Genomic DNA, 20,547 nt, shown 5'->3' on the forward strand with positions numbered 1-20,547 from the left:
CCCCGCGCGTGCATCGGCGATTCAGCTGCCGGACGCCGGCAATCTCCCGTACAGCACCTGCCCGCGGAACCCGCGGCGCACCTCGCGATACAGCGCACGGAAGGCCGGGTAATCCTGCGGCTGGCACAGCGCATCGGCACCCCGCACGGCGTTCTGTTGCAGGCGGTGATGGACGATCACCTCCTGACCTTGCCGCGTCCAATCCACCCGGTAGTCACCGGCAGCATTGCTGAAATGCTGGCTCTGCGGGATGGCGATGATCGGCACGCTGCCCGGGAACTGCAGGCGGTAGGTCTCTTCGCGTAGGCTGGCGTTGCAGTAGAACGGTGTTTCGTTGGCCGGGGCCGACGCCGTGGCGTACAGCCCGCGCACCGACTCGCCGCCCGGCGGGTCCGGCACGGCCATGCCGCCGGCCACGCTGAAGTCCACGTAGTCTTCGGCCTGGAACGCCATGCGGTAGCCGAACGGATGGGTCAGGTCGACCGGCACGCCCAGCAGCTGCAGCTGGCCGCGCCCATCGAAACCAGAGGCGGCCATGATCGACTCTTCGGCACGCGCCCGGTTCTGGGCATTGAGCTGGGCGAACTGCGCGCGCATGCCGATCTCGGCGTTGTCGCTCAGCTGCGGCACTGTCTCGCCGCGCAGGTTGCCCTGCGCATCAAAGGTGAAGCGCACGTCCATCGCCGTGGCATTGCGCTGCGGATCGTTGTCCGGCGTGCGCGCCAGGGTGGCATCACGGGTGCGCAGCACCGGCGCCCCCAGGTCGCCATCAGGCAGCTGGCCGAAGCGCGCCCAGGCACTGGTCGAATCCAGGTACAGATCGAACTCTGGCACATAGGTGATGGCGTGGTTGAACCGGCCCAGCACCGGAATCTTCGGCAGCGTCGGGCCACCTCCGGCACCGATCAGCACCGGCGAACTGGCGATGCCCTTGGCTGCCAGCAGCGCTTCGAGGATCACGACGTGGTCCTTGCAGTCGCCATAGTGGTTGTCGAGGATGCTCTGCGCGCTGTTCGGCTCCAGCCCGCCATTGCCCAGGTACACCGCCACGTAGCGGATGTTCTGCGCCACCCAGCGATAGAGCGCGTCGGCCTGCGCCTTGCGGTCGACCAGGCCGGCGGTCACTTCATCGGCCAGCGCCTGGATCTGCGGGGTCACCTGCGCGGCCTGGCCGGCCTTGACCTGGTAGGCGCGCCCGACCTGGGCCCAGTCACGGTACGTGCTGGCCATGATGTTCGGGCCGAACTCCCATACCGCCGCCGCCCAGTTCTGCGCCTGCATCGGTTCGCGGCGCTGGTAGCGCCAGCGCCACTGCGCCTGGCCGTTCTTCACCGTCGGGGTGTCTCTGCCCTGCACGCCCCGGCTGTCCACATGCATGGGCAGGCTGGCCGGCGCGCTCAGGGTCACTTCGGCATCGTCGTACTGGGTGAACACGTTGAAGGTTTCCCACAGGCCGAAGTAGCCGGGGAAATACGGGGTCTGCTGGGTGCGGCGCACCTGGTAGACCAGGCGCGTGCCCGGCGCCAGGTTCGGGAACACGATCACCCGCACCTTGCGGTCGGCATACATGGCCGCGGCTGCGCTGGAATAGCTTTCCTGGGTGTAGATGCGGTCGGCCGGCACGTCGCGGCGCTGGCCGTCGGCGGTCAACGTATAGGCGCTGACCACGTCCAGGGTCTCCATCTTCTCGCTGTAGCTCAGCCGCACCTGGCTGAACTGTTCCACCGCCGCCTTGGTCTTGAGCAGGATCTCGTAGGTTTCGGTCTGCACGTTGCCGGCATCGGGCCGCACCACGTAATCCGCACGGTAGCGGACAAAGCTGAAATTGTTGCTGGCCTCGGCATCACTGCCGACCGACGGCGGCGCGGGTGTCGGCGCCGCGGCCGACGCCCCGGCCAGGGCCGGGCTGGCGGCAAGCAGACAGGCCAGCGCCAGCGCGCAGGGAACGGGTCGGAACATGCGTCGGATCCTTGGACGTCGTAGGCGTGGCAGGGCTTACTTCGGCGGCGGCGGTGCCAGCACCGTGCGGTCGCCATTGTGTTCGGGGGCACTGACCACGCCGGCCGCTTCCATGGCCTCGATCAGTCGTGCCGCACGGTTGTAGCCGATCTTCAGGCGGCGCTGCACGCCGGAAATGGACGCGCGGCGGGTCTCGGTGACCACCCGCAGCGCCTCGTCGTACAGCGGATCGGACTCGTCGCCTGCAGCACTGGTTTCCGGCAGGCCGGTCGCACCGACCACCACGCCATCGCCCATCGTCTGCACTTCGTCCAGCACGCCATCGATGTAATCGGCCGGGCCCATCGCCTTGAGGTGCTCGACCACGCGGTGCACTTCATCGTCGGAAACGAAGGCGCCGTGCACGCGCTCGGGCATGGCCGTACCGGGCGGCAGGTACAGCATGTCGCCGTGGCCCAGCAGCGTTTCGGCGCCGGACTGGTCCAGGATGGTGCGCGAATCGATCTTCGAGCTGACCTGGAAGGCGATGCGGGTCGGGATGTTGGCCTTGATCAGGCCGGTGATCACGTCCACCGACGGGCGCTGGGTCGCCAGGATCAGGTGGATGCCGGCCGCACGCGCCTTCTGCGCGAGACGGGCGATCAGCTCTTCCACCTTCTTGCCGACGATCATCATCATGTCGGCGAATTCGTCGATGAAGATGACCACGAACGGCAGCGTCTCCAGCGGACGCGGGGCCTCGCCCAGTTCCGGGTTCGGCTTGAACAGCGGGTCCATCAGAGGCTGGCCGGCGTCCTGGGCGTCCTTCACCTTCTTGTTGAAGCCGGCCAGGTTGCGCACGCCCACCGCGCTCATCAGCTTGTAGCGGCGCTCCATCTCGGCCACGCACCAGCGCAGGCCGTTGGCGGCCTCCTTCATGTCGGTGACCACCGGCGCCAGCAGGTGCGGGATGCCCTGGTAGACGCTCAGCTCGAGCATCTTCGGGTCGATCATCAGCATGCGCAGGTCTTTCGGCGAGGCCTTGAACAGCAGGCTGAGCACCATGGCGTTGACCGCCACCGACTTGCCCGAACCGGTCGTACCCGCCACCAGCAAATGCGGCATACGTGCCAGGTCCGCCACGGTGGAGCGGCCGGCGATGTCCTTGCCCAGCGCCAGGGTCAGCACGCTGGCCGACTTGTCGTATTCCTTCGAACGCAGCAGTTCGGAGAGGTAGATCATCTCGCGGGTGACATTCGGGATTTCCAGGCCGATCACCGACTTGCCCGGAATGACGTCGACCACGCGCACCGACTTCACCGACAGGCCGCGGGCGATGTCCTTGTCCAGCGAACTGATCTGGCTGACCTTGATGCCCGGCGCGGGCTCGATCTCGAAGCGGGTGATGACCGGCCCGGGGTTGGCGCCGACCACCTGCGCGTCGATGCGGAAGTCCTTGAGCTTGAACTCGATCTGCCGCGACAGCGCGTCCAGGGTGTCCTTGTCGTAACCCACCGGCTGCGGCTTGGGATCATCCAGCAGCGCCAGCGGCGGCAGGTCCGAGCCGTCGCCATTGACGCCACGGAACATCGGGATCTGCGTGTCGCGCTTGGCCCGGTCGCTCTTCTCGATCACTGGCTCCGGGCGCGGCTCGATCTTCACCGGCTCACGCTTGGCGCGCACTTCGGCGTCGGCCTTGCGCACTTCCTGGCGCTCCTCACGCATGGCGCGGGTCTGCTGCCACTCGGTGGCCTGTTCCTTCTTGCGTTCCAGCAGCGGCGCCAGCGACATCACGCCACGGCCGATCTTCTCCATCACTGCGAACCACGACAGGCCAGTGGCCAGGGTGATCGAAGCCAGCAGCAGCACCAGCACGAACAGGTTGGCGCCCAGCGCGCCGAAGCCCACCGTGAGCGAATTGCCGACCAGTTTGCCGAGGATGCCGCCCGCACTGGAAACGTCGCCACTGAAAAGGCGCACATGCAGGAAGCCCGTACCGGCGATCAGGAAGCCGACCAGGCCGACCAGGCGCAGGGCCGGATCGAGATCGTTCTCGCCCTTGCTCTCGCGCTTCAGGCCGAACATGGCGATCCACGCCAGCGCGCCAAGCACCACCGGCAACAGGAACGCGATGTAGCCGAACAGCTGCAGCAGCACGTCGGCGATCCACGCGCCGGCACGGCCACCCATGTTGTGCACAGGCGCAACCACGCTGCCCGTGTGCGACCAGCCCGGGTCACTGGCTGAATAGGTGAAAAGGCTGGCCGCCAGGTACAGCAGCGCCGGCGCAATGGCGATCAGCCCCAGGTCGCGCCACAGGCGCTGACGACGGGGATTGTCGGTTGTGGCCGCTGCCGCCGAGCGACGCGACGCCTTTTTGTCGTCGGACTTGGAGCGTTCGGGCACCTGCTTCGCCACCTTAGACCATACCTTTGGAATGCGCTGTTAGTGTTTGATAATAAACGACACGGCGTCAGTTTTCAGTCACGGGTGACATCAAAAGTGCTGACAGGCGCCAAAACCACCCATGGGTGACGGCGTTCTGTTCATCGGCTTGAATCACCCCGCCCCAGCCGCCACTCTATGACCTGCCGAGGATGCTGCGCAAACATCGCCAGCGCCTTGTCCCATCTACCTTTTCGCGAGTTTACATGAGCACCAGCCTGCCCTCCCGCCACCAGCGCCTCGTCATCCTCGGTTCCGGCCCGGCCGGTTGGACCGCCGCCGTCTACGCCGCCCGCGCCAACCTGAAGCCGGTCGTCATCACCGGCCTTCAGCAGGGTGGCCAGCTGATGACCACCACCGAGGTGGACAACTGGCCGGGTGACGCCCATGGCCTGATGGGCCCGGATCTGATGGCGCGCATGCAGGCCCACGCCGAGCGCTTCGAGACCGAGGTCATCTTCGACCACATCCACACGGCCGACCTATCCCAGCGTCCGTTCAAGCTGATCGGCGACAGCCACGAGTACACCTGCGATGCCCTGATCATCTCCACCGGCGCGACGGCCAAGTACCTGGGCATCCCGACCGAAGAGACCTTCAAGGGCCGCGGCGTCTCGGCGTGCGCCACCTGCGACGGCTTCTTCTACCGTGACCAGGACGTGGTCGTGGTCGGCGGCGGCAACACTGCTGTCGAAGAAGCCCTGTACCTGTCCAACATCGCCCGCAAGGTCTACCTGGTCCACCGCCGCGACACCCTGAAGGCGGAAAAGATCATGCAGGACAAGCTGTTCGCCAAGGTGGCCGCCGGCAAGATCGAGACCGTCTGGCACCATCAGGTGGAAGAAGTGCTGGGCAACGACGCCGGCGTCACTGGCGTCCGCGTGAAGTCGACCCTCGACGGCAGCACCCGCGACATCGACGCCCACGGCTTCTTCGTGGCCATCGGCCACCACCCGAACACCCAGCTGTTCGACGGCCAGCTGGCCATGAACAACGGCTACCTGGAAATCCGCTCGGGTCTGGGCGGCAACGCCACCCAGACCTCGGTGGAAGGCGTGTTCGCCGCCGGCGACGTGGCCGACCAGCATTACCGCCAGGCGATCACCTCGGCCGGCTTCGGCTGCATGGCCGCACTGGATGCCGAGCGCTACCTGGACGCACAGGGCAAGGCCAGCTGAGGCTTCAACTGCCTTTGCTGTAGCGCCGAGCCATGCTCGACGGAAGAAAACGGGCGCGCAGGCGCCCGTTTTTTCAACCCGCCGTCGCTGCCTCAATCCCGGCTGTGACGCCCGGACCTGAGACCGCACCTCCGGGCCTGCGCGTGCACTGCACCCAATGACGCACCGGCGGAGACTTCACGCCGTCGTCGTCTATCACCTGGGTGTCCCAGAAGATGGGTGCGCTTCCAGCGTTCTCGCAACGCAGCGTGATCTGGCTCGGCTTGGCATCCGGGGTTTCGATGCGTACCCGCCCATCCGTGCAGGTCCAGCCCGGCGGGCAACCGACATTGGTGGTGATCAGTTCAATTGGGTACTGGGGATAGCCTTCAAATACGACATCGACCTGCTTCGATCCCCCGGCTGATAGGTGAATGCCCTCGATTGGCTCTGCCTTGAGAGGAAGGCAGTCCTTGCCTTCGCGGAAGAGTCGATAGCCTTTTTCCACCCCCTTCATTGAGGCTGTGCGGAAGACAGGATCCTGCAATGCAGCTACGTCCTCGGCATTGGAGTGGTATGCCGTTTCAATGATCACCGAGGGCATCGTGCCGATGCGATTCTCGCCGTGCCCGCCTTCCGTCGCCTGCGTCCGAATGGGAAATTCCTCGTATCCATCCTGTGCGCGGATGATCTCCTTCATTGCGCAGAGAATGCTGTCACCAAGCGCTTTGTCCTCCGGCTTGGAGCGATGATAAAAACCTCAGCGCCCCGAACGCTGGGCGATACGTGTCCATTGGTGTGCAAGCTGAGCATGGCATCCACACCCAGGTGATTGGCATAGTTCGGTCGAGCACGGACGTCCTCATCCACTTCGCGATTCGGCTTGGGGCTGTTGGGAAATTCATTCCACATGTCGGTCCGTGACGGGAAAAGGGCTTTCAAGTGATAGCGGGACGACATGTGTTCCCATGGCTTGCCTGACTCGGGATGAATTTCGGCAGATCGACTGCGCGCACGATGCACTGCCAAGCGACTTCGCTCAACAATGAGCGCCTCCAGCTCATCACCATAGGCCGGACTGAGTGTGTCCTCCTGAATCCCCATCGGTGCGGGTCGCTGATACTCCCATTCCCCGCCTGGATAGAGGGCAATGTAGCCATGGCTCGACGAAACCAGTACATCCGAATGTGCGGGACGCGTTTTGGTCTTCGGCGGAACAGCAAGATCGTCCGGAAAGTATTCCTCGAGCGTCCGCCCCTCAAAGAGGAAGCGTATGTCATTCACTTCCAGACCGGATTTTTCAGCGTAAAACCTCAGCGAAGAGGCCATTGGATACAGAAAGCGTTCGCCATAGCTGTCGTACTTCCCTGGCAGATACCCTGGCCCGAAGTTGATCGTCAGTGACCGCTCCTCGAGGTCCAGGCTAATGCTTACGCTCACATGGAGCAGCACACCCTCTTCCCGCAGGTGCCGCTCAAGCTGGGAGGCGGCGTCCCGCTCCAGCATTGCGACCAGCTCTGCAAATATCGCCGGATCTTCCACCAACCCCGCATTTCTTGACTCGGACGCATGCGTGATGGACGAGAAGGCCAGTCCAAAGGCAATTGCAAGTGTCGCCAGCTTCGTTCCCTTCATCTCCTGATACTCCCCTCAATTGAGCGCGACCGCTGATGCGGCCCACACCCAGCTTCTCCGGACTTGGAACTGGGATCGATCGCGGAACAAGAAATTCAACTTTTCTCACTCCGCAGCCGCCGCGAACAGTCCAATTCCGTCATCATCATTCGCGTTTTGCGCGGGGCCTTTTTTCTCCCCTTGCGTACTTCTCGCCCCCTGACCTCACTGGAGGCCATTCCCGTCACCCACTGGGTCCACCTGCGCGACGGCACCACCCCTTTCGCCAGTCACGCCTTCCTGTAATGCGAAGTGCTCCGCCCTTACATCGCTTCCGCCGGATACTGCTCCTCGAATGACCTGCCGTTGTAGAAGAACTTCGTTCCCGTGGCCGGAAAAATAGGCCTCATCGCATCGAGTGCACCATTTGAAATAAACCCCTGCAGATCCTCCAGCTCGGCGCCACCGCTTTCGGGCAGAAGCCCCCCTCTCAGGTCGATTCGGATCATCCCTGTTCCAGGGTCATATACGGCTCTTACGTCCGCCGGGGTGTTCAGATGATTCTGTCGTCGGTAGTAATCGAGTGCATTTTGGCTCGCACGGGTGACGATGGCATCCACCGCCGGATCCGTGTCCACGAGCCCTCGATGGAACGCGGACTGGCCGGCTTCGACCTGACCCGCCAGCGCGCGACGCGGTGGCACGCGCGCACTCTGAGCATACTCAGCCTCCTTCCTGACCTCCGGAAAGTACGCTTCGATCTCTCGACCGTCGTAGTGGAATATGATTTCCTTTACTGGCGCAGCCTTCTGCGCAATGTGCGTCAAGCTGTGACGAAAGTCGTCATGCTGATCTTCAAAGCTGGCGCCGTAGTCATCCGGCAGGATTCCAGGGCCAAAGTAAACTCGAAGCGCGCCCGCCCCGAAGTCGAAAACCACCTGCACGCGGATGTCCTTCGACTGGCCCTCAAGGCGCTTCATCCGGTCCAGAATCTCCTGCGCCCTGACGGTCTGGATCGCATCAAGCTGTGCATCGCTGTGCTGAACGCTGGCCGCGGCCGAGCCAGCAACCGCCAATGATGGCAGGGGAGCGAAAAGCGATGCGATTGCAAAGCAAGTGCCCGGCGCGCAGCGAAGCAGTCGGGTCAGTGTCATGTGTTGGTCCTCCGGTTCGAGTCTTTGCAGCCGATGCGCTGCTTCATCAACGTGACTTCCAACCGGGATGAGCAACGGAACGAACTTCACGCATCCATGAAATTGCAAGAATCCTCAAGGCATTCACGACACCCGGCAAATCGAACCCCACCTGCCCTATCCTTCCCCCATGCTCTCCGCCCGCTTCCTCGACTCCTTGCAGGCCATTCCCGACACCGACTGGGATGCCCTGCACAACGGCCGCAACCCCTTCGTCAGCCACGCCTTCCTGTCCGGGCTGGAGGCCCACGGTTGCCTGCGCGAGGACTGGGGCTGGCAGACACGGCACCTCACCCTGTGGGACGGCGACACCCTGGTCGGCGCCATTCCGGGCTACCTGAAAACCAACTCCCACGGCGAGTTCGTGTTCGACCATGCCTGGGCGAACGCCTATGCGCGGCACGGTCGCGACTACTACCCGAAGTGGCTGGGCGCGGTGCCGTACTCGCCGGTGACGGGCCCCCGCCTGCTGGCCCGCGAAGGCAGGGACCGGGCTGCGCTGCTGACGGTGCTTCGCGAGCAGCTGCACGGGCTGGAGGTGTCCTCGGCACACATCAATTTCCACACCGCCAGCGACGACGACGCCTTCAATGACGACTGGCTGCTGCGCGAAGACGTGCAGTTCCAGTGGCAGAACGCGGGCGACTGGACGACGTTCGAGCAGTTCCTCGCTGCGATGGACCATAAGCACCGCAAGAACATCCGCCAGGAGCGCGCCAAGGTCACCCGCCAGGGAATCACCTTCCGGGTGGTGCATGGCAATGACGCCAGCCGCGCCGACCTGCAGGCGATGTACCGCTTCTATCTGCAGACCTTCCTCGAATATGGCAATGCGCCGGCGCTGACCGAGGCGTTCCTGCGCCATCTGGCGATTTCGCTGGGCCGCGGGCTGGTGCTGTTCCTGGCCGAGCAGGACGGCGAGCCGATTGCCGGCGCGCTGTGCCTGCGCGGGGGCGACACGCTCTATGGCCGCTACTGGGGTGGCGCCACCCTGCCCGGCCTGCATTTCGAGGCGTGTTACTACCAGGGCATCGAGTACTGCCTGCGCGAAGGACTGGCACGCTTCGAGCCCGGCGCGCAGGGCGAGCACAAACTGGCACGCGGCTTCCTGCCAACACTGGTGCGCAGCCGGCATTGGGTGGCCGATGCGGATTTTGCCGAGGCGCTGCAGGAGTGGTGCCAGCAGGAGCGGCGCGATGTGCGCCGGTACCGGCAGGAGCTGATGGAGCACAGCCCATTCCGCGCGGGCGGGTAGCGTCGAGCCTGCTCGACTGAAGCGGCTCTGCCGGCCAGCGGCCGGCACTACCAGAGTCAACGCGCATCCACCATCGCGTTCCGGCGGGGTCGCGACGAATACAATCTCCCGCATGACCCGCCCGCTGCCCTGGCGCCTGTCCGATGCGCCGGACTCGCCCTTCCCTCCGGCCGAAACCGCGCTGCGCAAGCCCGACGGGCTGCTGGCGGTGGGCGGCGATCTGCATCCACTGCGCCTGCTCAACGCCTATGCGGGCGGCATCTTCCCGTGGTTCAGCGAGGGCGAGCCGATACTGTGGTGGTCGCCCGATCCGCGCATGGTCTTCCACACCGACGGGGTGCACCTGTCCAGCCGATTCCGCCGCCAGCTGCGCGCCAGCACCTGGGAGGTCACCGCCGATACCGCCTTCAGCCAGGTGATGCGCGCCTGCGCGGCCGCGCCGCGCCCGGGCCAGGACGGCACCTGGATCAGCCCGGACATGGTGGGCGCCTACAGCCATCTGCATGACCTTGGCTTTGCCCATTCGTTCGAGGTCTGGGACCGGCAGACCCTGGTGGGCGGCATCTACGGGGTGGCCATCGGCACGATGTTCTTCGGCGAAAGCATGTTCAGCGGCGCCAGCGGCGGCTCCAAGATCGCATTGGCAGCGCTGGCCGCCACCCTGCATCGCTGGGACTGGTGCCTGATCGACGCCCAGGTGGAGAACCCGCACCTGCTGCGGATGGGGGCCGTTCACCTGCCGCGGGAAGAATTCCTGCAGCATGTCCGCCTGGCCGTACGCGAAGAAGGCCGTGAAGGCCCGTGGACCCACGCCGTGGGGCGCCTGCCGGCCCGGGATCTGGCGGGAATTTAGCCGGATCTTTGCAAGCTGGGCGAAGGACGCGTAAAATACCGCGCCTTAGGCCCAGCGTGGCCGTTTTCTGAACCGCACAGGACTACATGTCGAAAGACGATTCCATCGAGTTCGAGGGCACCGTCAGCGAGACGCTGCCGAACACCACTTTCCGCGTTCGTCTGGAAAATGGGCACGAAATCATCGCCCACATCTCCGGCCGCATGCGCAAGAACTACATCCGCATCCTCACCGGTGACCGGGTCAAGGTTGAAATGACCCCGTACGACCTGACCAAGGGTCGTATCACCTACCGCATGAAGTAAGCGGTCGGCGCCCTGCGCCACCCTGACAAGGCCGGCCCTGCTGCCGGCCTTTTGTCGTGCCTGCTCTCCGGACCATCACATGGCTGCGATTTTTCGTATTCGTCCGAAAGATGTTGCGGAAGCGGATCGCTAGACTTGGCGTGATGTTCGCCCGCCCCCTGGATGCATGAGCTATCTGATCGTATTGGACCCGCAGTCCGTAACCGCCCGCTGCTATGCCAGCAAGGGGCCTGACGGCACCTGGTTTGGGCAGCCCTGCCTCATCTGCGTCGAGATGGACGCATCCCATCCGCTGTACCTGGCCGCCGAGCGCGAGATCAGCCATGCCGGCACACGCCAGCGCCAGCGCCTGCACATCCCGCACGAGGCCGTGGCGTTCGTGATCGAGGGCCCGATGGGCCAGGGCCGGCAACTGGGTTTCCGCGCCATCAGCTCCTGAGCCCGCCGGGCCTACGTGCCGGAGGTCATCGTGACCGAACGCACCATGGCGTCGGTCAGGCCTGCTTGCGGCAGATTCGCATCGGCGACGCCAGCGGCATCGTGGGATCCGATCCAATCCGGATCGCATCCCCGCCCCGCCATGAACGCCCTGCTCACACGCGCCCTGTTGCCCGTCGTTCTGCTGGCCAGTTCCCTTGCAGCACACGCCGCCGACCCTGCCCAGCCCACGCCCCAGACCGAGTGCATAGCCCTGGGCGGCAACCGTGACATCCGCCCGTCCAGCACGGAGCGGGAAGTGCTGCTGCGCAACGGCGATGCGCACTATCGGGTCCACCTGCAGAAGCCCTGCCTGGGCGCCGCTGCCTCGGCCAGCTACACGTTTTTCACGCGCAGTACGCCCGAACAGATCTGCGGCAATGCCCGTACCCTGCTACGGACCGACAGCAACCATTGCTGGGTGACCCGGATCGAGCCGATCGATCCGGCGACCTTCAAGCGGTTGGCGCAGCAGGGGCGCTGAACGATCGCGGAAATGAAAAGGGCGGCCGAAGCCGCCCTTGCCAATCACATCGCGACCAGGCCGTGCCCGGCCGCCCTTATTCCACCGTTGCCGGCAGCAGGCGCTCCGGTTCGGCGTGGGTCTCGACCACCAGCTCGTCGTCGCGCACGTCGATGCTGACGCGGCCGCCGTTGACCAGTTTGCCGAACAACAGTTCGTCGGCCAGCGGGCGCTTGATCTTGTCCTGGATCATGCGCGCCATCGGACGGGCACCCATCAGCGGGTCGAAGCCGTGGTGGGCCAGCCAGTCGCGAGCGGTCGGGGTGGCCGACAGGCTGACGTGCTTTTCCTGCAGCAGCATTTCCAGCTCGATCAGGAACTTGTCGACCACGCGCAGGATGTGCTCGAAGCCCAGCGGCTGGAACTGCACGACCGCGTCGAGGCGGTTGCGGAACTCCGGCGTGAAGCTGCGGCGGATGGTCTCCATCGCGTCGGTGGCATGGTCCTGCTTGGTGAAGCCGATCGAGCGCCGCGAAGCCTGCGCCGCGCCGGCATTGGTGGTCATCACCAGTACCACGTTCTTGAAGTTGGCTTCGCGGCCGTTGGTGTCGGTCAGCACGCCGCGGTCCATCACCTGCAACAGGATGTTGAAGATGTCCGGGTGCGCCTTCTCGATTTCGTCCAGCAGCAGCACGCAGTGCGGGGTCTTGACGATCTTCTCGGTCAGCAGGCCGCCCTGGTCGAAACCGACATAGCCCGGGGGCGCACCGATCAGGCGGCTGATCGAATGCGGCTCCATGTACTCGGACATGTCGAAGCGGACCAGCTCGATGCCCAGCTGCAGCGCCAGCTGCTTGGTCACCTCGGTCTTGCCCACGCCGGTCGGGCCGGCGAACAGGAAGTTGCCGATCGGCTTTTCCGGATTGCCCAGGCCCGAGCGCGCCAGCTTGATGGCCGACGCCAGGGTGCCGATGGCCGGATCCTGGCCGAAGATCACCATCTTCAGGTTGCGCTCCAGGTGCTGCAGCACGTCCTTGTCGGTCGCACTGACCTGCTTGGCCGGGATGCGCGCCATCTTGGCGATGATCGCCTCGACCTCCTCGACGTCGATCAGCTCCTTGCGCTGCCCTTCCGGCAGCAGGCGCTGGCGGGCACCCGCCTCGTCGATGACGTCGATGGCCTTGTCCGGCAGCAGGCGGTCGGCAATGTGCTTGACCGACAGATCCACCGCTGCCTGCAGCGCCTCGTCGGAGTAGGTGACCCCGTGGTGGGCCTCGTACTTGCTCTTCAGGCCCTGCAGGATCTCGTAGGTTTCGCCCACGGTCGGCTCGACGATGTCGATCTTCTGGAAGCGCCGGGCCAGGGCACGGTCCTTCTCGAAGATGCCGCGGTATTCCTGGAAGGTGGTCGAGCCGATGCAGCGCAGCTCGCCCGACGCCAGGGCCGGCTTGATCAGGTTGGAGGCATCCATGGTGCCGCCCGACGCCGAACCGGCACCGATGATGGTGTGGATCTCGTCGATGAACAGCACCGCGTTGGGCACCTTCTTCAGCGCGGTCAGCACGCCCTTCAGGCGCTTTTCGAAATCGCCGCGGTACTTGGTGCCGGCCACCAGCGCGCCCAGGTCGAGCGAGTAGATGACGGCGTCGGCCAGCACGTCCGGCACCGACCCTTCGACGATGCGGCGGGCCAGGCCCTCGGCGATCGCGGTCTTGCCCACGCCCGCCTCACCCACGTACAGCGGGTTGTTCTTGCGGCGGCGGCACAGGACCTGGATGGTGCGCTCGATCTCGTCCGCACGGCCCACCAGCGGGTCGATGCGGCCGGCACGGGCCTGTTCGTTGAGATTGCTGGCGAATTCGGTCAGGGCATCGCCCTTGGGCTCGCCATCCCCGCCTTCCATGCGGCTCTCGCCTTCCGGGGAGGACGGCTGCTCGCCTTCCTCGCCCAGCTTGGCGATGCCATGGGACAGGTAATTGACCACGTCCAGCCGGGTGACGTCCTGCTGGTTGAGGTAATAGACAGCGTGGGAGTCCTTTTCGCCGAAGATGGCGACCAGCACGTTGGCGCCGGTGACCTCCTTCTTGCCCGAGGACTGCACGTGGTACACGGCCCGCTGCAGCACGCGCTGGAAGCCCAGGGTCGGCTGGGTATCACGGCCGTCGTCTTCGGCCAGGCGGGACACCGAGGCCTCGATGGCCTGCTCCAGCTCCTGGCGCAGGCGTTCGGCGTCGGCACCACAGGCCTTGAGGACGGCCTGGGCGGACGGGTTGTCGAGCAGTGCCAGCAGCAGGTGTTCGACCGTCATGAATTCATGCCGGGCCTCACGGGCGCGCTTGTAGCACTGGCCGATGGTGTGTTCGAGGTCTTTGCTGAACATGGATTACTCCGGCGGCAGATGGGGACAATATGCGGCCTGACTACGCGATTTCCATCACCCTAGCGGATTGCTGCGTTCAGATGGCGTTAGCAGTGCGGATTGCTTGATCATCGTTCACGCCCGGGCAGCCCGCCGGCGCTTCAGCGAACCCTACCCGATCGGCTCTCCATTGCCACGTGATGACCCGCAACACGCCTCGCCCCGGCGGTCAGCAGGCAAGGCAGGCGGATTGAACGTGAGCACGCAGGCGGGGCCAGAGAACGGCCATGGCTGGAACGGTGCGGATTGCTGGCGTTGACCCTCGGTAGAGTCGAGCTTGCTCGACTGCATTGAAGATCAGTCGAGCAAGCTCGACTCTACGCACTACCGGGGGTCAGGCCTTTTCCATCGTGCACAGCAGCGGATGCTGGTTCATGCGCGAGTACTCGTTGACCTGGGCAACCTTGGTTTCGGCCACTTCACGGGTGAAGACCCCGCAGACACCGCGGCCGCGGGTATGCACGTGCAGCATCACCTGCGTGGCCTTGTCCAGGTCCATGCTGAAGAACTGCTGCAGGACGTCCACCACGAAATCCATCGGGGTGTAGTCGTCGTTGAGGATCATCACCTGGTAGAACGGCGGCGGCGCCACTTCGGGGCGCGCGGGCTCCACGGCGATACCGTGGTCGTGATGGGATTCGGGGGAAGACTCGCGGGGCATCCGCACATTATAAGGGGTGCGGCGGCGCTGCGTCGGCCTGGCGCGGAATGGACGGCACGCACGGCCGCCGTCACAATTACCGCCTGTCCCCCACGTTTCACAGGATTTTCATGAAAAGGACCCTTCTGCCTGCCCTGCTGCTCGCCCTGGCCGCCGCCGGTACTGCCGGTGCCGCGACCACCGCTGACAGCAGCAAGGCTGATGCCGCCATCGCCCGCCACCTGGAGAAGCTGGGCTACACCTTCGAGGTGGACGAGGACGGCGACTACCAGATGGTGTTCGATGTGGAAGGCGACCGCACGCAGATGGTCTACGTGCGCTCGGCCGTGGAGGACTTTGGCAGCCACAACATCCGCGAGGTGTGGTCGCCGGGCTATGTGTCCAAGGACAAGCAGTTCCCCGAAGCGGTGGCCAACCGCCTGCTGGAAGACTCCCAGGACGCCAAGATGGGCGGCTGGGTGAAGCAGGACAAGACCGCCATGTTCGTGGTGAAGATCGACGCCGATGCCACCACCGACCAGCTCAGCGACGCCATCGATGCGGCCATCCGGACCGCCGATGCGATGGAGCTGGAGCTGACCAAGAAGGACGACCTCTGAGTTGAACGCTGTGCAGGACCCGCGCTGGGCACCGCATGCCACCGTGGCCACCGTGGTGGTCGACGGCGGCCGCGTGTTGCTGGTGGAAGAGACCATTGACGGCCGGCAGGTGCTGAACCAGCCCGCCGGCCACCTGGAACCGGGCGAGAGCCTCGCCGCCGCGGCCCTGCGCGAGACCCGCGAGGAAACCGGCTGGACGGTGGAACTGAGCGCCTTCATCGGCTGCTACCAGTGGACCGCGCCTGACGGCACCGCGTTCCTGCGCTTCTGCTACGCCGCCCGCCCGGTCTCGCACGACCCGGCGCAGCCGCTGGATACCGGCATCGACCGCGCCCTGTGGCTGGACCCGGCCGAGCTGCAGGCCGCCGGCCCGCGCCTGCGCAGCCCGCTGGTCTGGCAGGTGGTGGCCGACTACCTGGCCGGCCAGCGCCATCCGCTTTCCCTGGTCCAGGAGGTCGCATGAGCAGCCCTCGGGTAATGGTGGGCGTGTCCGGCGGCGTCGATTCCTCCGTGGCCGCCTGGCGCCTGGTGCAGCAGGGCGAAGCCGTGGCCGGCCTGTTCATGCAGAACTGGGCCGACGATGGCAGCGGCGACTGCCGCGCCGAGGATGACCGCCGCGATGCGGTGGCTGTCTGCGGCCTGCTCGGCATCCCGTTCCACTTCCGCGATTTTTCCAACGAGTACTGGCAGGGCGTGTTCGAACACTTCCTGGCCGAGTACGCCGCCGGCCGCACGCCCAACCCGGACGTGCTGTGCAACCGCGAAGTGAAGTTCAAGCACTTCCTGGATGCCGCCCGCGAGCTGGGGGCCGAGCGCATCGCCACCGGCCACTACGCGCGCATCGCCCAGCGCGGCCAGCAATGGCTGCTGCTGCGCGGCGCCGACCGTTCCAAGGACCAGAGCTACTTCCTGCACCAGCTGGGGCAGGATCAACTGGCCGCCACCCTGTTCCCGATCGGCGACCTGGAAAAGAGCGACCTGCGCCGGATCGCCCGCGACGTCAGCCTGCCGACCCATGCCAAGAAGGATTCGACCGGCATCTGCTTCATCGGCGAGCGCGATTTCCGTGAGTTCCTCGGTCGCTACCTGCCCGCCAAGGCCGGCCAGATCCTCGACCCGGCCGACGGCAGCGTCATCGCCGAGCACCCGGGCGTGTTCTATTTCACCCTGGGCCAGCGCGAAGGCCTGAACATCGGCGGCGTGCGCGGCCGCCCTGCCGCGCCGTGGTACGTGGTCGGCAAGGATGTGGCCAGCAACGTGCTGTACGTGGACCAGGACCGCGACAGCCGATGGATGCTGTCCGACCGGCTGCGCTCGGAGACCGCCCACTGGATTGCCGGTGCGCCGCCGGCCCGCCGCTTCGAGTGCACCGCCCAGACCCGCTACCGGCAGCCGGACGAGCCGTGTACGGTCGAGGTGCTGGACGATGGCAGCGTGCTGGTGACCTTTGCCCGCCCGCAGCGCGCCGTGACCCCTGGCCAGTCGCTGGTGCTGTATGACGGTGATGTCTGCCTGGGCGGCGCGGTGATCGCCGCAACCGATGCGCCGCTGGAACAGCGCCTGCGCACCACCCCTTCTCCTTTTGAGGTAATCGCTGCATGAGTTTCACTGTCGACGACCGCGTCCTGGCCCTGGCCGGCATTGCCCAGGCCCTGCAGCAGGTGCGCCGTATCGCCGATACCGGCCATTCCGACGCCGCGGCGGTGCGTACCGCGGTGGACAGCGTGTTCCGCATCGATGCCGCCTCCCCGCAGGAGGTGTTTGGCGACCGCGACGCGCTGAAGTCCGGCCTGCGCCTGCTGCACAACTACTTCCGCAACCAGGGCCAGGACCCGATCCTGCCCAAGCTGGCCCTGTCGGTGCTGCAGCTGGAGCGGCGGTTCGTGCAGGACGGCGCCACCGTGAACAAGGTCGCCTCGGGCATCGAGCGCGCCCAGCGCCAGGCCCTAGAGCTGGGCGACAGCGGCCACCCGGACGTGCTGGCCAGCCTGGGCGGCCTGTATGCAGACACCATCAGCCACCTCAAGCCGCGCGTCATGGTGCAGGGCAACCCGCACTACCTGGCCCAGGCCGGGGTGGTGGCCGAGATCCGCGCGCTGCTGCTGGCCGCCGTGCGTGCGGCCGTGCTGTGGCGGCAGCTGGGGGGCAGCTACTGGGACTTCCTGCTCAGCCGCAAGGCGATGACCGAGGCCGTGGACCGCCAGCTGGCCTGAGGCCCGGGGTCGGATCCCTTTCCGGTACGGAAAGGGCTCTGACCCCTGATGCACCGGAGGCGTCGGAAATCCGGCGCATCCAGAAGGCACATCGACGTTAAAGAGAAAGGGGGTACGGCCGATACATCCTCCGTGCACCTCCCGAGAACGTCCATGTACTCACGCATTTTCATCCGTCTGGCCGCCCCCCTGGCCCTGACCCTGCTGCTCCCCTTCGCCATCGGTTTCGAATGGCCGGCCGCCCTGCGCTGGGCGATCCTGACCACGATGACGCTGAGCTGGCTGGGCTTTGCGTGGTGGACCACCCGCGCCCAGGCGCATCGTTCCCCGGAACATGCCCGTGTCCTGCGTGAGCAGGACCAGCTGCTGACCGAGCTGCGCAACTTCGTCGGCAACGAGATCGACGGTTCGCGTGGCGAAGTGGAACGCGCCCGTGACCTGATCCGCCAGGCCGTGTCCAGCCTGGGCGGCAGCTTCGATGCGATGAACCGCAAGTCCCGCCAGCAGAGCCAGGCCCTGTCGCGCATCGTCGACCGCGCCGGTGACGAAGGCAGCGCCGGCCTCGACGTCGCCCGCTTCGCCCAGCACGCCAGCCACCGCATGGAACAGCTGGTGGAAGCGCTGGAACAGGTGAGCGGCCAGAGCACCACCACCGTGCAGCACATCGACCAGATGGCCCAGCACCTGGACGGCATCTTCGCCCTGCTGGAAGACGTCAAGTCGATTGCCGACCAGACCAACCTGCTGGCACTGAACGCGGCCATCGAAGCAGCCCGAGCCGGTGAAGCCGGTCGCGGTTTCGCCGTGGTGGCCGACGAAGTGCGCAACCTGTCCGAGCGCTCGACCACCTTCAACGAGCAGATCCGCAAGCTGGCCCACAGCTCCAAGGACGCCATCGCCAAGGTGCGCGAGACGGTCTCGCACATGGCCTCGCGTGACATGGACCGCTCCCGCGAAGCGCGCCAGGAAGCGGCGGCGATGCTGGACAACGTGGCCCAGATCAACGCCTCGCTGGGCGACGGCATGCGCGAAGTGTCCGAGTGCGCCCGCTCGATCGACGGCAGCGTGGCCGAAGCCGTGCGCGCCCTGCAGTTCGAAGACATCGCCACCCAGGCCCTGGGCGGCGTGCACACCCACCTGGACCGCCTGACCGCGATCAACCGCGAAGCGGTGGCCCTGCAGGAACTGCTGCACCGTAACGGCGGCGTGTTCGACGAAGAGATCGCCACTGCCCTGCAGCGCACCGGCAGCCGCCTGCGCGAACTGCGCAGCGAGTGGGAGCGCCCGCCGCACAAGCCGGTTGCCCAGCAGAACATGGGCGCCGGTACGGTCGAGCTGTTCTGATCCAGATGTCCGCTGCCTGTTCCGGCAGCCCGCAAGGCCCCGGTCATTCCGGGGCCTTTGCCTGTAACCTGCCGTTGGAAGCTCCTGACCCGCGCACCATGACCCTGATCCGTGCCCTGCCCCCGATCGACCCCAGCCAGCGCCCGCGCAACCCGGGTGTCCGTGAGCAGTTGCAGGCGCTGGAGACGGTGGCACGCGAAGAGATCGAGGAACTGCAGCAGCTGGCCGATGCCCGCCCTGCCCCACCGGCGCCTGCCGGCGAACTGCTGGGGATGGCCTGGGATCTTGGGCTCGATGGGGATGCGCTGAGGTAGATCCACACCGCGCGTGGATGGCGCTCCCCGCCAGACGTTCCAGACTCATGGCATGATCCGCCCACGCCGCCTACGGCTGGACACGGAGTGTCGTCGCATGAGCACCACGTTCATGACCTGGCTGGGATTCGTCGCGATGATGGTCATCGCGGTCTGCTTCACCTGGCGCCCCGCCTACGCCACCTTGCGGCCACCCCGGCATCGGCCTGTCGCGTTCCTGTTCGGCAGCCTGGTGTTCCTGCTGATGGCCTTCATGTTCGCCTGGTTACCAGCAAACGCCATCGACACCGGGCATATCCATGTGAGCCATCGCCGCGCCGGCACCCTTGATGCGTGGCGGGAAATCGAGCCGATCACCTTCTGGCTGATCATCGTGGCGGAGTATCTGTGCGGGCTGCTGATCGCCAGCTATGCCATCGCAGGCATTGCGTTGATGGATCGGTAGATCCACGCCATGCGTGGATGGCTTTCATCCGCCGGTGTGACGCCTGGCCCTCGCCGCAACATCCACGCATGGCGTGGATCTACCGGGGTGGCGAAGCCGCTATGGCATGATGCGCCGGTCCCGTTCATGGAAGACCGGTGGCCCTCGCCCTGATCGCCCTGCTGCTGGTCGAAGTCCTGCTGCTTGTTCGGTGGGCGCCGTTCTTCTTCGGCACTGGCATTGCCCTGTTCAACCAGCGCATTGCTGCATCTCCGGCCGAGCTGGCCCAGCTTTCGCTGGGTGGGCTTGAGCATGACCTTGCGGACGAGAAATGGATGCGCCTGGTGTTCCATGCGCTGCCTGATGGCAGCGTCGCGTTCCGCGAGAGCTACGCCCCGCATTTTGGGGGCCGCTACTTCCCGCTGTTGCGCGGCCAGCTGGTGGTCGACAAGCGGCGCCGCGAAGTGCGGGTGATTGGCCGATGCAGCTGGTTCGCGCTGGTGTTTACCGCGATGCTGCTGCCGATCGTCCTGGTGCGCCCGATGGCGTGGCCGATGGTGGTATTCCTGCTGGTGTTCTACATGGGGTATTACATCCAGCGGCGGCGCTATGCCGGCGTTGTTGAGGCGGTGCGCGCGCGGCTGCGGTCGGAATTCCCACGGCGGTTTGTCGACCAGTAGATCCAGGCCATGCGTGGATGGTCGCGAGCGCGAGCATCAGTGCCGACCAACGGTCGGCACCCACCAGGGCGAAGCCCGGTAGTAGATCCACGCCATGCGTGGATGATCGCGAGCGCGAGCATCAGTGCCGACCAACGGTCGGCACCCACCAGGGCGAAGCCCGGTAGTAGATCCACGCCATGCGTGGATGATC

The 20,547-nt window shown here is 65.7% G+C and carries 22 protein-coding genes; 15 read left to right on the forward strand and 7 right to left on the reverse strand.

Annotated features, from left to right (window positions below):
* Positions 1 to 21: 21 nt before the first annotated feature.
* Both QMZ26_RS00850 and QMZ26_RS00855 read right to left on the reverse strand, forming a co-directional pair.
* On the reverse strand, positions 22 to 1,959 hold the full coding sequence (locus tag QMZ26_RS00850; RefSeq protein ID WP_283220276.1) for a DUF3857 domain-containing protein: 1,938 nt from the start codon (positions 1,957 to 1,959) through the stop codon (positions 22 to 24).
* A 36-nt stretch (positions 1,960 to 1,995) separates the two neighbouring features.
* Positions 1,996 to 4,356, reverse strand: a complete 2,361-nt coding sequence (locus tag QMZ26_RS00855) for a DNA translocase FtsK (protein WP_079221870.1) — start codon at positions 4,354 to 4,356, stop codon at positions 1,996 to 1,998.
* 233 nt (positions 4,357 to 4,589) lie between these two features.
* On the opposite strand from QMZ26_RS00855, the gene trxB reads away from it, so the two are divergent.
* A complete protein-coding gene (gene trxB, locus QMZ26_RS00860) occupies positions 4,590 to 5,561 on the forward strand; it encodes a thioredoxin-disulfide reductase (protein ID WP_079221869.1) in 972 nt (323 codons plus the stop codon).
* 73 nt (positions 5,562 to 5,634) lie between these two features.
* On the opposite strand, the gene QMZ26_RS00865 is transcribed toward trxB, so the two are convergent.
* Together QMZ26_RS00865 and QMZ26_RS00870 are read right to left on the reverse strand one after the other, a co-directional pair.
* Positions 5,635 to 6,240, reverse strand: coding sequence for a hypothetical protein (locus QMZ26_RS00865; protein ID WP_283220277.1), 606 nt, complete (start codon positions 6,238 to 6,240; stop codon positions 5,635 to 5,637).
* Positions 6,237 to 7,175 carry an N-acetylmuramoyl-L-alanine amidase gene (locus tag QMZ26_RS00870; protein WP_283220278.1) on the reverse strand — a complete coding sequence of 313 codons (939 nt, stop codon included), beginning with the start codon at positions 7,173 to 7,175 and terminating at the stop codon, positions 6,237 to 6,239. Before QMZ26_RS00870 ends, QMZ26_RS00865 begins: the two co-directional genes overlap by 4 nt.
* A gap of 63 nt (positions 7,176 to 7,238) precedes the next feature.
* Here QMZ26_RS00870 and QMZ26_RS00875 point away from each other — a divergent pair, with 63 nt between their 5' ends.
* Positions 7,239 to 7,460: a hypothetical protein gene (locus tag QMZ26_RS00875; protein ID WP_200732993.1), complete on the forward strand. Its 222-nt coding sequence runs from the start codon at positions 7,239 to 7,241 to the stop codon at positions 7,458 to 7,460.
* Between the two features lie 17 nt (positions 7,461 to 7,477).
* Here the strand turns inward: QMZ26_RS00875 and QMZ26_RS00880 are convergent, their stop codons facing one another.
* Positions 7,478 to 8,308, reverse strand: a complete 831-nt coding sequence (locus tag QMZ26_RS00880) for a hypothetical protein (RefSeq protein WP_283220279.1) — start codon at positions 8,306 to 8,308, stop codon at positions 7,478 to 7,480.
* Between the two features lie 169 nt (positions 8,309 to 8,477).
* Here QMZ26_RS00880 and QMZ26_RS00885 point away from each other — a divergent pair, with 169 nt between their 5' ends.
* The 5 genes from QMZ26_RS00885 (at position 8,478) to QMZ26_RS00905 (ending at position 11,721) form a co-directional block, all read left to right on the forward strand.
* Positions 8,478 to 9,602, forward strand: a complete 1,125-nt coding sequence (locus tag QMZ26_RS00885) for a GNAT family N-acetyltransferase (RefSeq protein ID WP_283220280.1) — start codon at positions 8,478 to 8,480, stop codon at positions 9,600 to 9,602.
* A 112-nt stretch (positions 9,603 to 9,714) separates the two neighbouring features.
* On the forward strand, positions 9,715 to 10,455 hold the full coding sequence (gene aat, locus QMZ26_RS00890) for a leucyl/phenylalanyl-tRNA--protein transferase (protein ID WP_283220281.1): 741 nt from the start codon (positions 9,715 to 9,717) through the stop codon (positions 10,453 to 10,455).
* 86 nt (positions 10,456 to 10,541) lie between these two features.
* Complete coding sequence (gene infA, locus QMZ26_RS00895; RefSeq protein WP_005409596.1) at positions 10,542 to 10,760, forward strand: translation initiation factor IF-1; 219 nt, start codon at positions 10,542 to 10,544, stop codon at positions 10,758 to 10,760.
* 166 nt (positions 10,761 to 10,926) lie between these two features.
* Positions 10,927 to 11,199, forward strand: coding sequence for a hypothetical protein (locus QMZ26_RS00900; protein ID WP_108746666.1), 273 nt, complete (start codon positions 10,927 to 10,929; stop codon positions 11,197 to 11,199).
* A gap of 30 nt (positions 11,200 to 11,229) precedes the next feature.
* Positions 11,230 to 11,721 (forward strand): hypothetical protein, encoded by a 492-nt coding sequence (locus QMZ26_RS00905; RefSeq protein ID WP_283220282.1) that lies wholly within the window; start codon positions 11,230 to 11,232, stop codon positions 11,719 to 11,721.
* Between the two features lie 76 nt (positions 11,722 to 11,797).
* On the opposite strand, the gene clpA is transcribed toward QMZ26_RS00905, so the two are convergent.
* On the reverse strand, positions 11,798 to 14,080 hold the full coding sequence (gene clpA, locus QMZ26_RS00910) for an ATP-dependent Clp protease ATP-binding subunit ClpA (RefSeq protein ID WP_079221862.1): 2,283 nt from the start codon (positions 14,078 to 14,080) through the stop codon (positions 11,798 to 11,800).
* 373 nt (positions 14,081 to 14,453) lie between these two features.
* Positions 14,454 to 14,780 carry an ATP-dependent Clp protease adapter ClpS gene (gene clpS / locus QMZ26_RS00915; RefSeq protein ID WP_079221861.1) on the reverse strand — a complete coding sequence of 109 codons (327 nt, stop codon included), beginning with the start codon at positions 14,778 to 14,780 and terminating at the stop codon, positions 14,454 to 14,456.
* Positions 14,781 to 14,890: 110 nt separating this feature from the next.
* On the opposite strand from clpS, the gene QMZ26_RS00920 reads away from it, so the two are divergent.
* The 8 genes from QMZ26_RS00920 to QMZ26_RS00955 all read left to right on the forward strand — a co-directional run bounded on the left by QMZ26_RS00920 (position 14,891) and on the right by QMZ26_RS00955 (position 20,354).
* Positions 14,891 to 15,379: a hypothetical protein gene (locus tag QMZ26_RS00920; protein ID WP_079221860.1), complete on the forward strand. Its 489-nt coding sequence runs from the start codon at positions 14,891 to 14,893 to the stop codon at positions 15,377 to 15,379.
* Between the two features lies 1 nt (position 15,380).
* Entirely contained in the window at positions 15,381 to 15,842 is a 462-nt protein-coding gene (locus QMZ26_RS00925; protein ID WP_108746662.1) for an NUDIX hydrolase, read from the forward strand.
* Positions 15,839 to 16,981 (forward strand): tRNA 2-thiouridine(34) synthase MnmA, encoded by a 1,143-nt coding sequence (mnmA, locus tag QMZ26_RS00930; protein WP_283220283.1) that lies wholly within the window; start codon positions 15,839 to 15,841, stop codon positions 16,979 to 16,981. Before QMZ26_RS00925 ends, mnmA begins: the two co-directional genes overlap by 4 nt.
* Entirely contained in the window at positions 16,978 to 17,592 is a 615-nt protein-coding gene (gene hflD / locus QMZ26_RS00935; protein WP_079221857.1) for a high frequency lysogenization protein HflD, read from the forward strand. Before mnmA ends, hflD begins: the two co-directional genes overlap by 4 nt.
* 153 nt (positions 17,593 to 17,745) lie before the next feature.
* Positions 17,746 to 18,936 (forward strand): methyl-accepting chemotaxis protein, encoded by a 1,191-nt coding sequence (locus QMZ26_RS00940; RefSeq protein WP_200732998.1) that lies wholly within the window; start codon positions 17,746 to 17,748, stop codon positions 18,934 to 18,936.
* Positions 18,937 to 19,034: 98 nt separating this feature from the next.
* Positions 19,035 to 19,250 (forward strand): hypothetical protein, encoded by a 216-nt coding sequence (locus tag QMZ26_RS00945; protein WP_200732999.1) that lies wholly within the window; start codon positions 19,035 to 19,037, stop codon positions 19,248 to 19,250.
* 97 nt (positions 19,251 to 19,347) lie between these two features.
* A complete protein-coding gene (locus QMZ26_RS00950) occupies positions 19,348 to 19,695 on the forward strand; it encodes a hypothetical protein (protein ID WP_200733000.1) in 348 nt (115 codons plus the stop codon).
* Between the two features lie 137 nt (positions 19,696 to 19,832).
* Entirely contained in the window at positions 19,833 to 20,354 is a 522-nt protein-coding gene (locus tag QMZ26_RS00955) for a hypothetical protein (RefSeq protein ID WP_283220284.1), read from the forward strand.
* Positions 20,355 to 20,547 lie beyond the last annotated feature (193 nt).

Source organism: Stenotrophomonas sp. PFBMAA-4 (assembly GCF_030053215.1).
In the GTDB taxonomy this organism is placed as follows: Bacteria; Pseudomonadota; Gammaproteobacteria; order Xanthomonadales; family Xanthomonadaceae; genus Stenotrophomonas.

Bases quoted from the DNA above. Each gene is read 5' to 3' on its own strand.
- clpS (WP_079221861.1), bottom strand. From the start codon at position 14,780: ATGCCCCGCGAGTCTTCCCCCGAATCCCATCACGACCACGGTATCGCC.
- QMZ26_RS00865 (WP_283220277.1), bottom strand. From the start codon at position 6,240: ATGAAGGAGATCATCCGCGCACAGGATGGATACGAGGAATTTCCCATT.
- QMZ26_RS00950 (WP_200733000.1), top strand. From the start codon at position 19,348: ATGAGCACCACGTTCATGACCTGGCTGGGATTCGTCGCGATGATGGTC.
- QMZ26_RS00900 (WP_108746666.1), top strand. From the start codon at position 10,927: ATGAGCTATCTGATCGTATTGGACCCGCAGTCCGTAACCGCCCGCTGC.
- QMZ26_RS00850 (WP_283220276.1), bottom strand. From the start codon at position 1,959: ATGTTCCGACCCGTTCCCTGCGCGCTGGCGCTGGCCTGTCTGCTTGCC.
- mnmA (WP_283220283.1), top strand. From the start codon at position 15,839: ATGAGCAGCCCTCGGGTAATGGTGGGCGTGTCCGGCGGCGTCGATTCC.
- QMZ26_RS00870 (WP_283220278.1), bottom strand. From the start codon at position 7,175: ATGAAGGGAACGAAGCTGGCGACACTTGCAATTGCCTTTGGACTGGCC.
- QMZ26_RS00885 (WP_283220280.1), top strand. From the start codon at position 8,478: ATGCTCTCCGCCCGCTTCCTCGACTCCTTGCAGGCCATTCCCGACACC.
- QMZ26_RS00940 (WP_200732998.1), top strand. From the start codon at position 17,746: ATGTACTCACGCATTTTCATCCGTCTGGCCGCCCCCCTGGCCCTGACC.
- trxB (WP_079221869.1), top strand. From the start codon at position 4,590: ATGAGCACCAGCCTGCCCTCCCGCCACCAGCGCCTCGTCATCCTCGGT.
- QMZ26_RS00880 (WP_283220279.1), bottom strand. From the start codon at position 8,308: ATGACACTGACCCGACTGCTTCGCTGCGCGCCGGGCACTTGCTTTGCA.
- QMZ26_RS00945 (WP_200732999.1), top strand. From the start codon at position 19,035: ATGACCCTGATCCGTGCCCTGCCCCCGATCGACCCCAGCCAGCGCCCG.
- QMZ26_RS00920 (WP_079221860.1), top strand. From the start codon at position 14,891: ATGAAAAGGACCCTTCTGCCTGCCCTGCTGCTCGCCCTGGCCGCCGCC.
- aat (WP_283220281.1), top strand. From the start codon at position 9,715: ATGACCCGCCCGCTGCCCTGGCGCCTGTCCGATGCGCCGGACTCGCCC.
- infA (WP_005409596.1), top strand. From the start codon at position 10,542: ATGTCGAAAGACGATTCCATCGAGTTCGAGGGCACCGTCAGCGAGACG.
- clpA (WP_079221862.1), bottom strand. From the start codon at position 14,080: ATGTTCAGCAAAGACCTCGAACACACCATCGGCCAGTGCTACAAGCGC.
- hflD (WP_079221857.1), top strand. From the start codon at position 16,978: ATGAGTTTCACTGTCGACGACCGCGTCCTGGCCCTGGCCGGCATTGCC.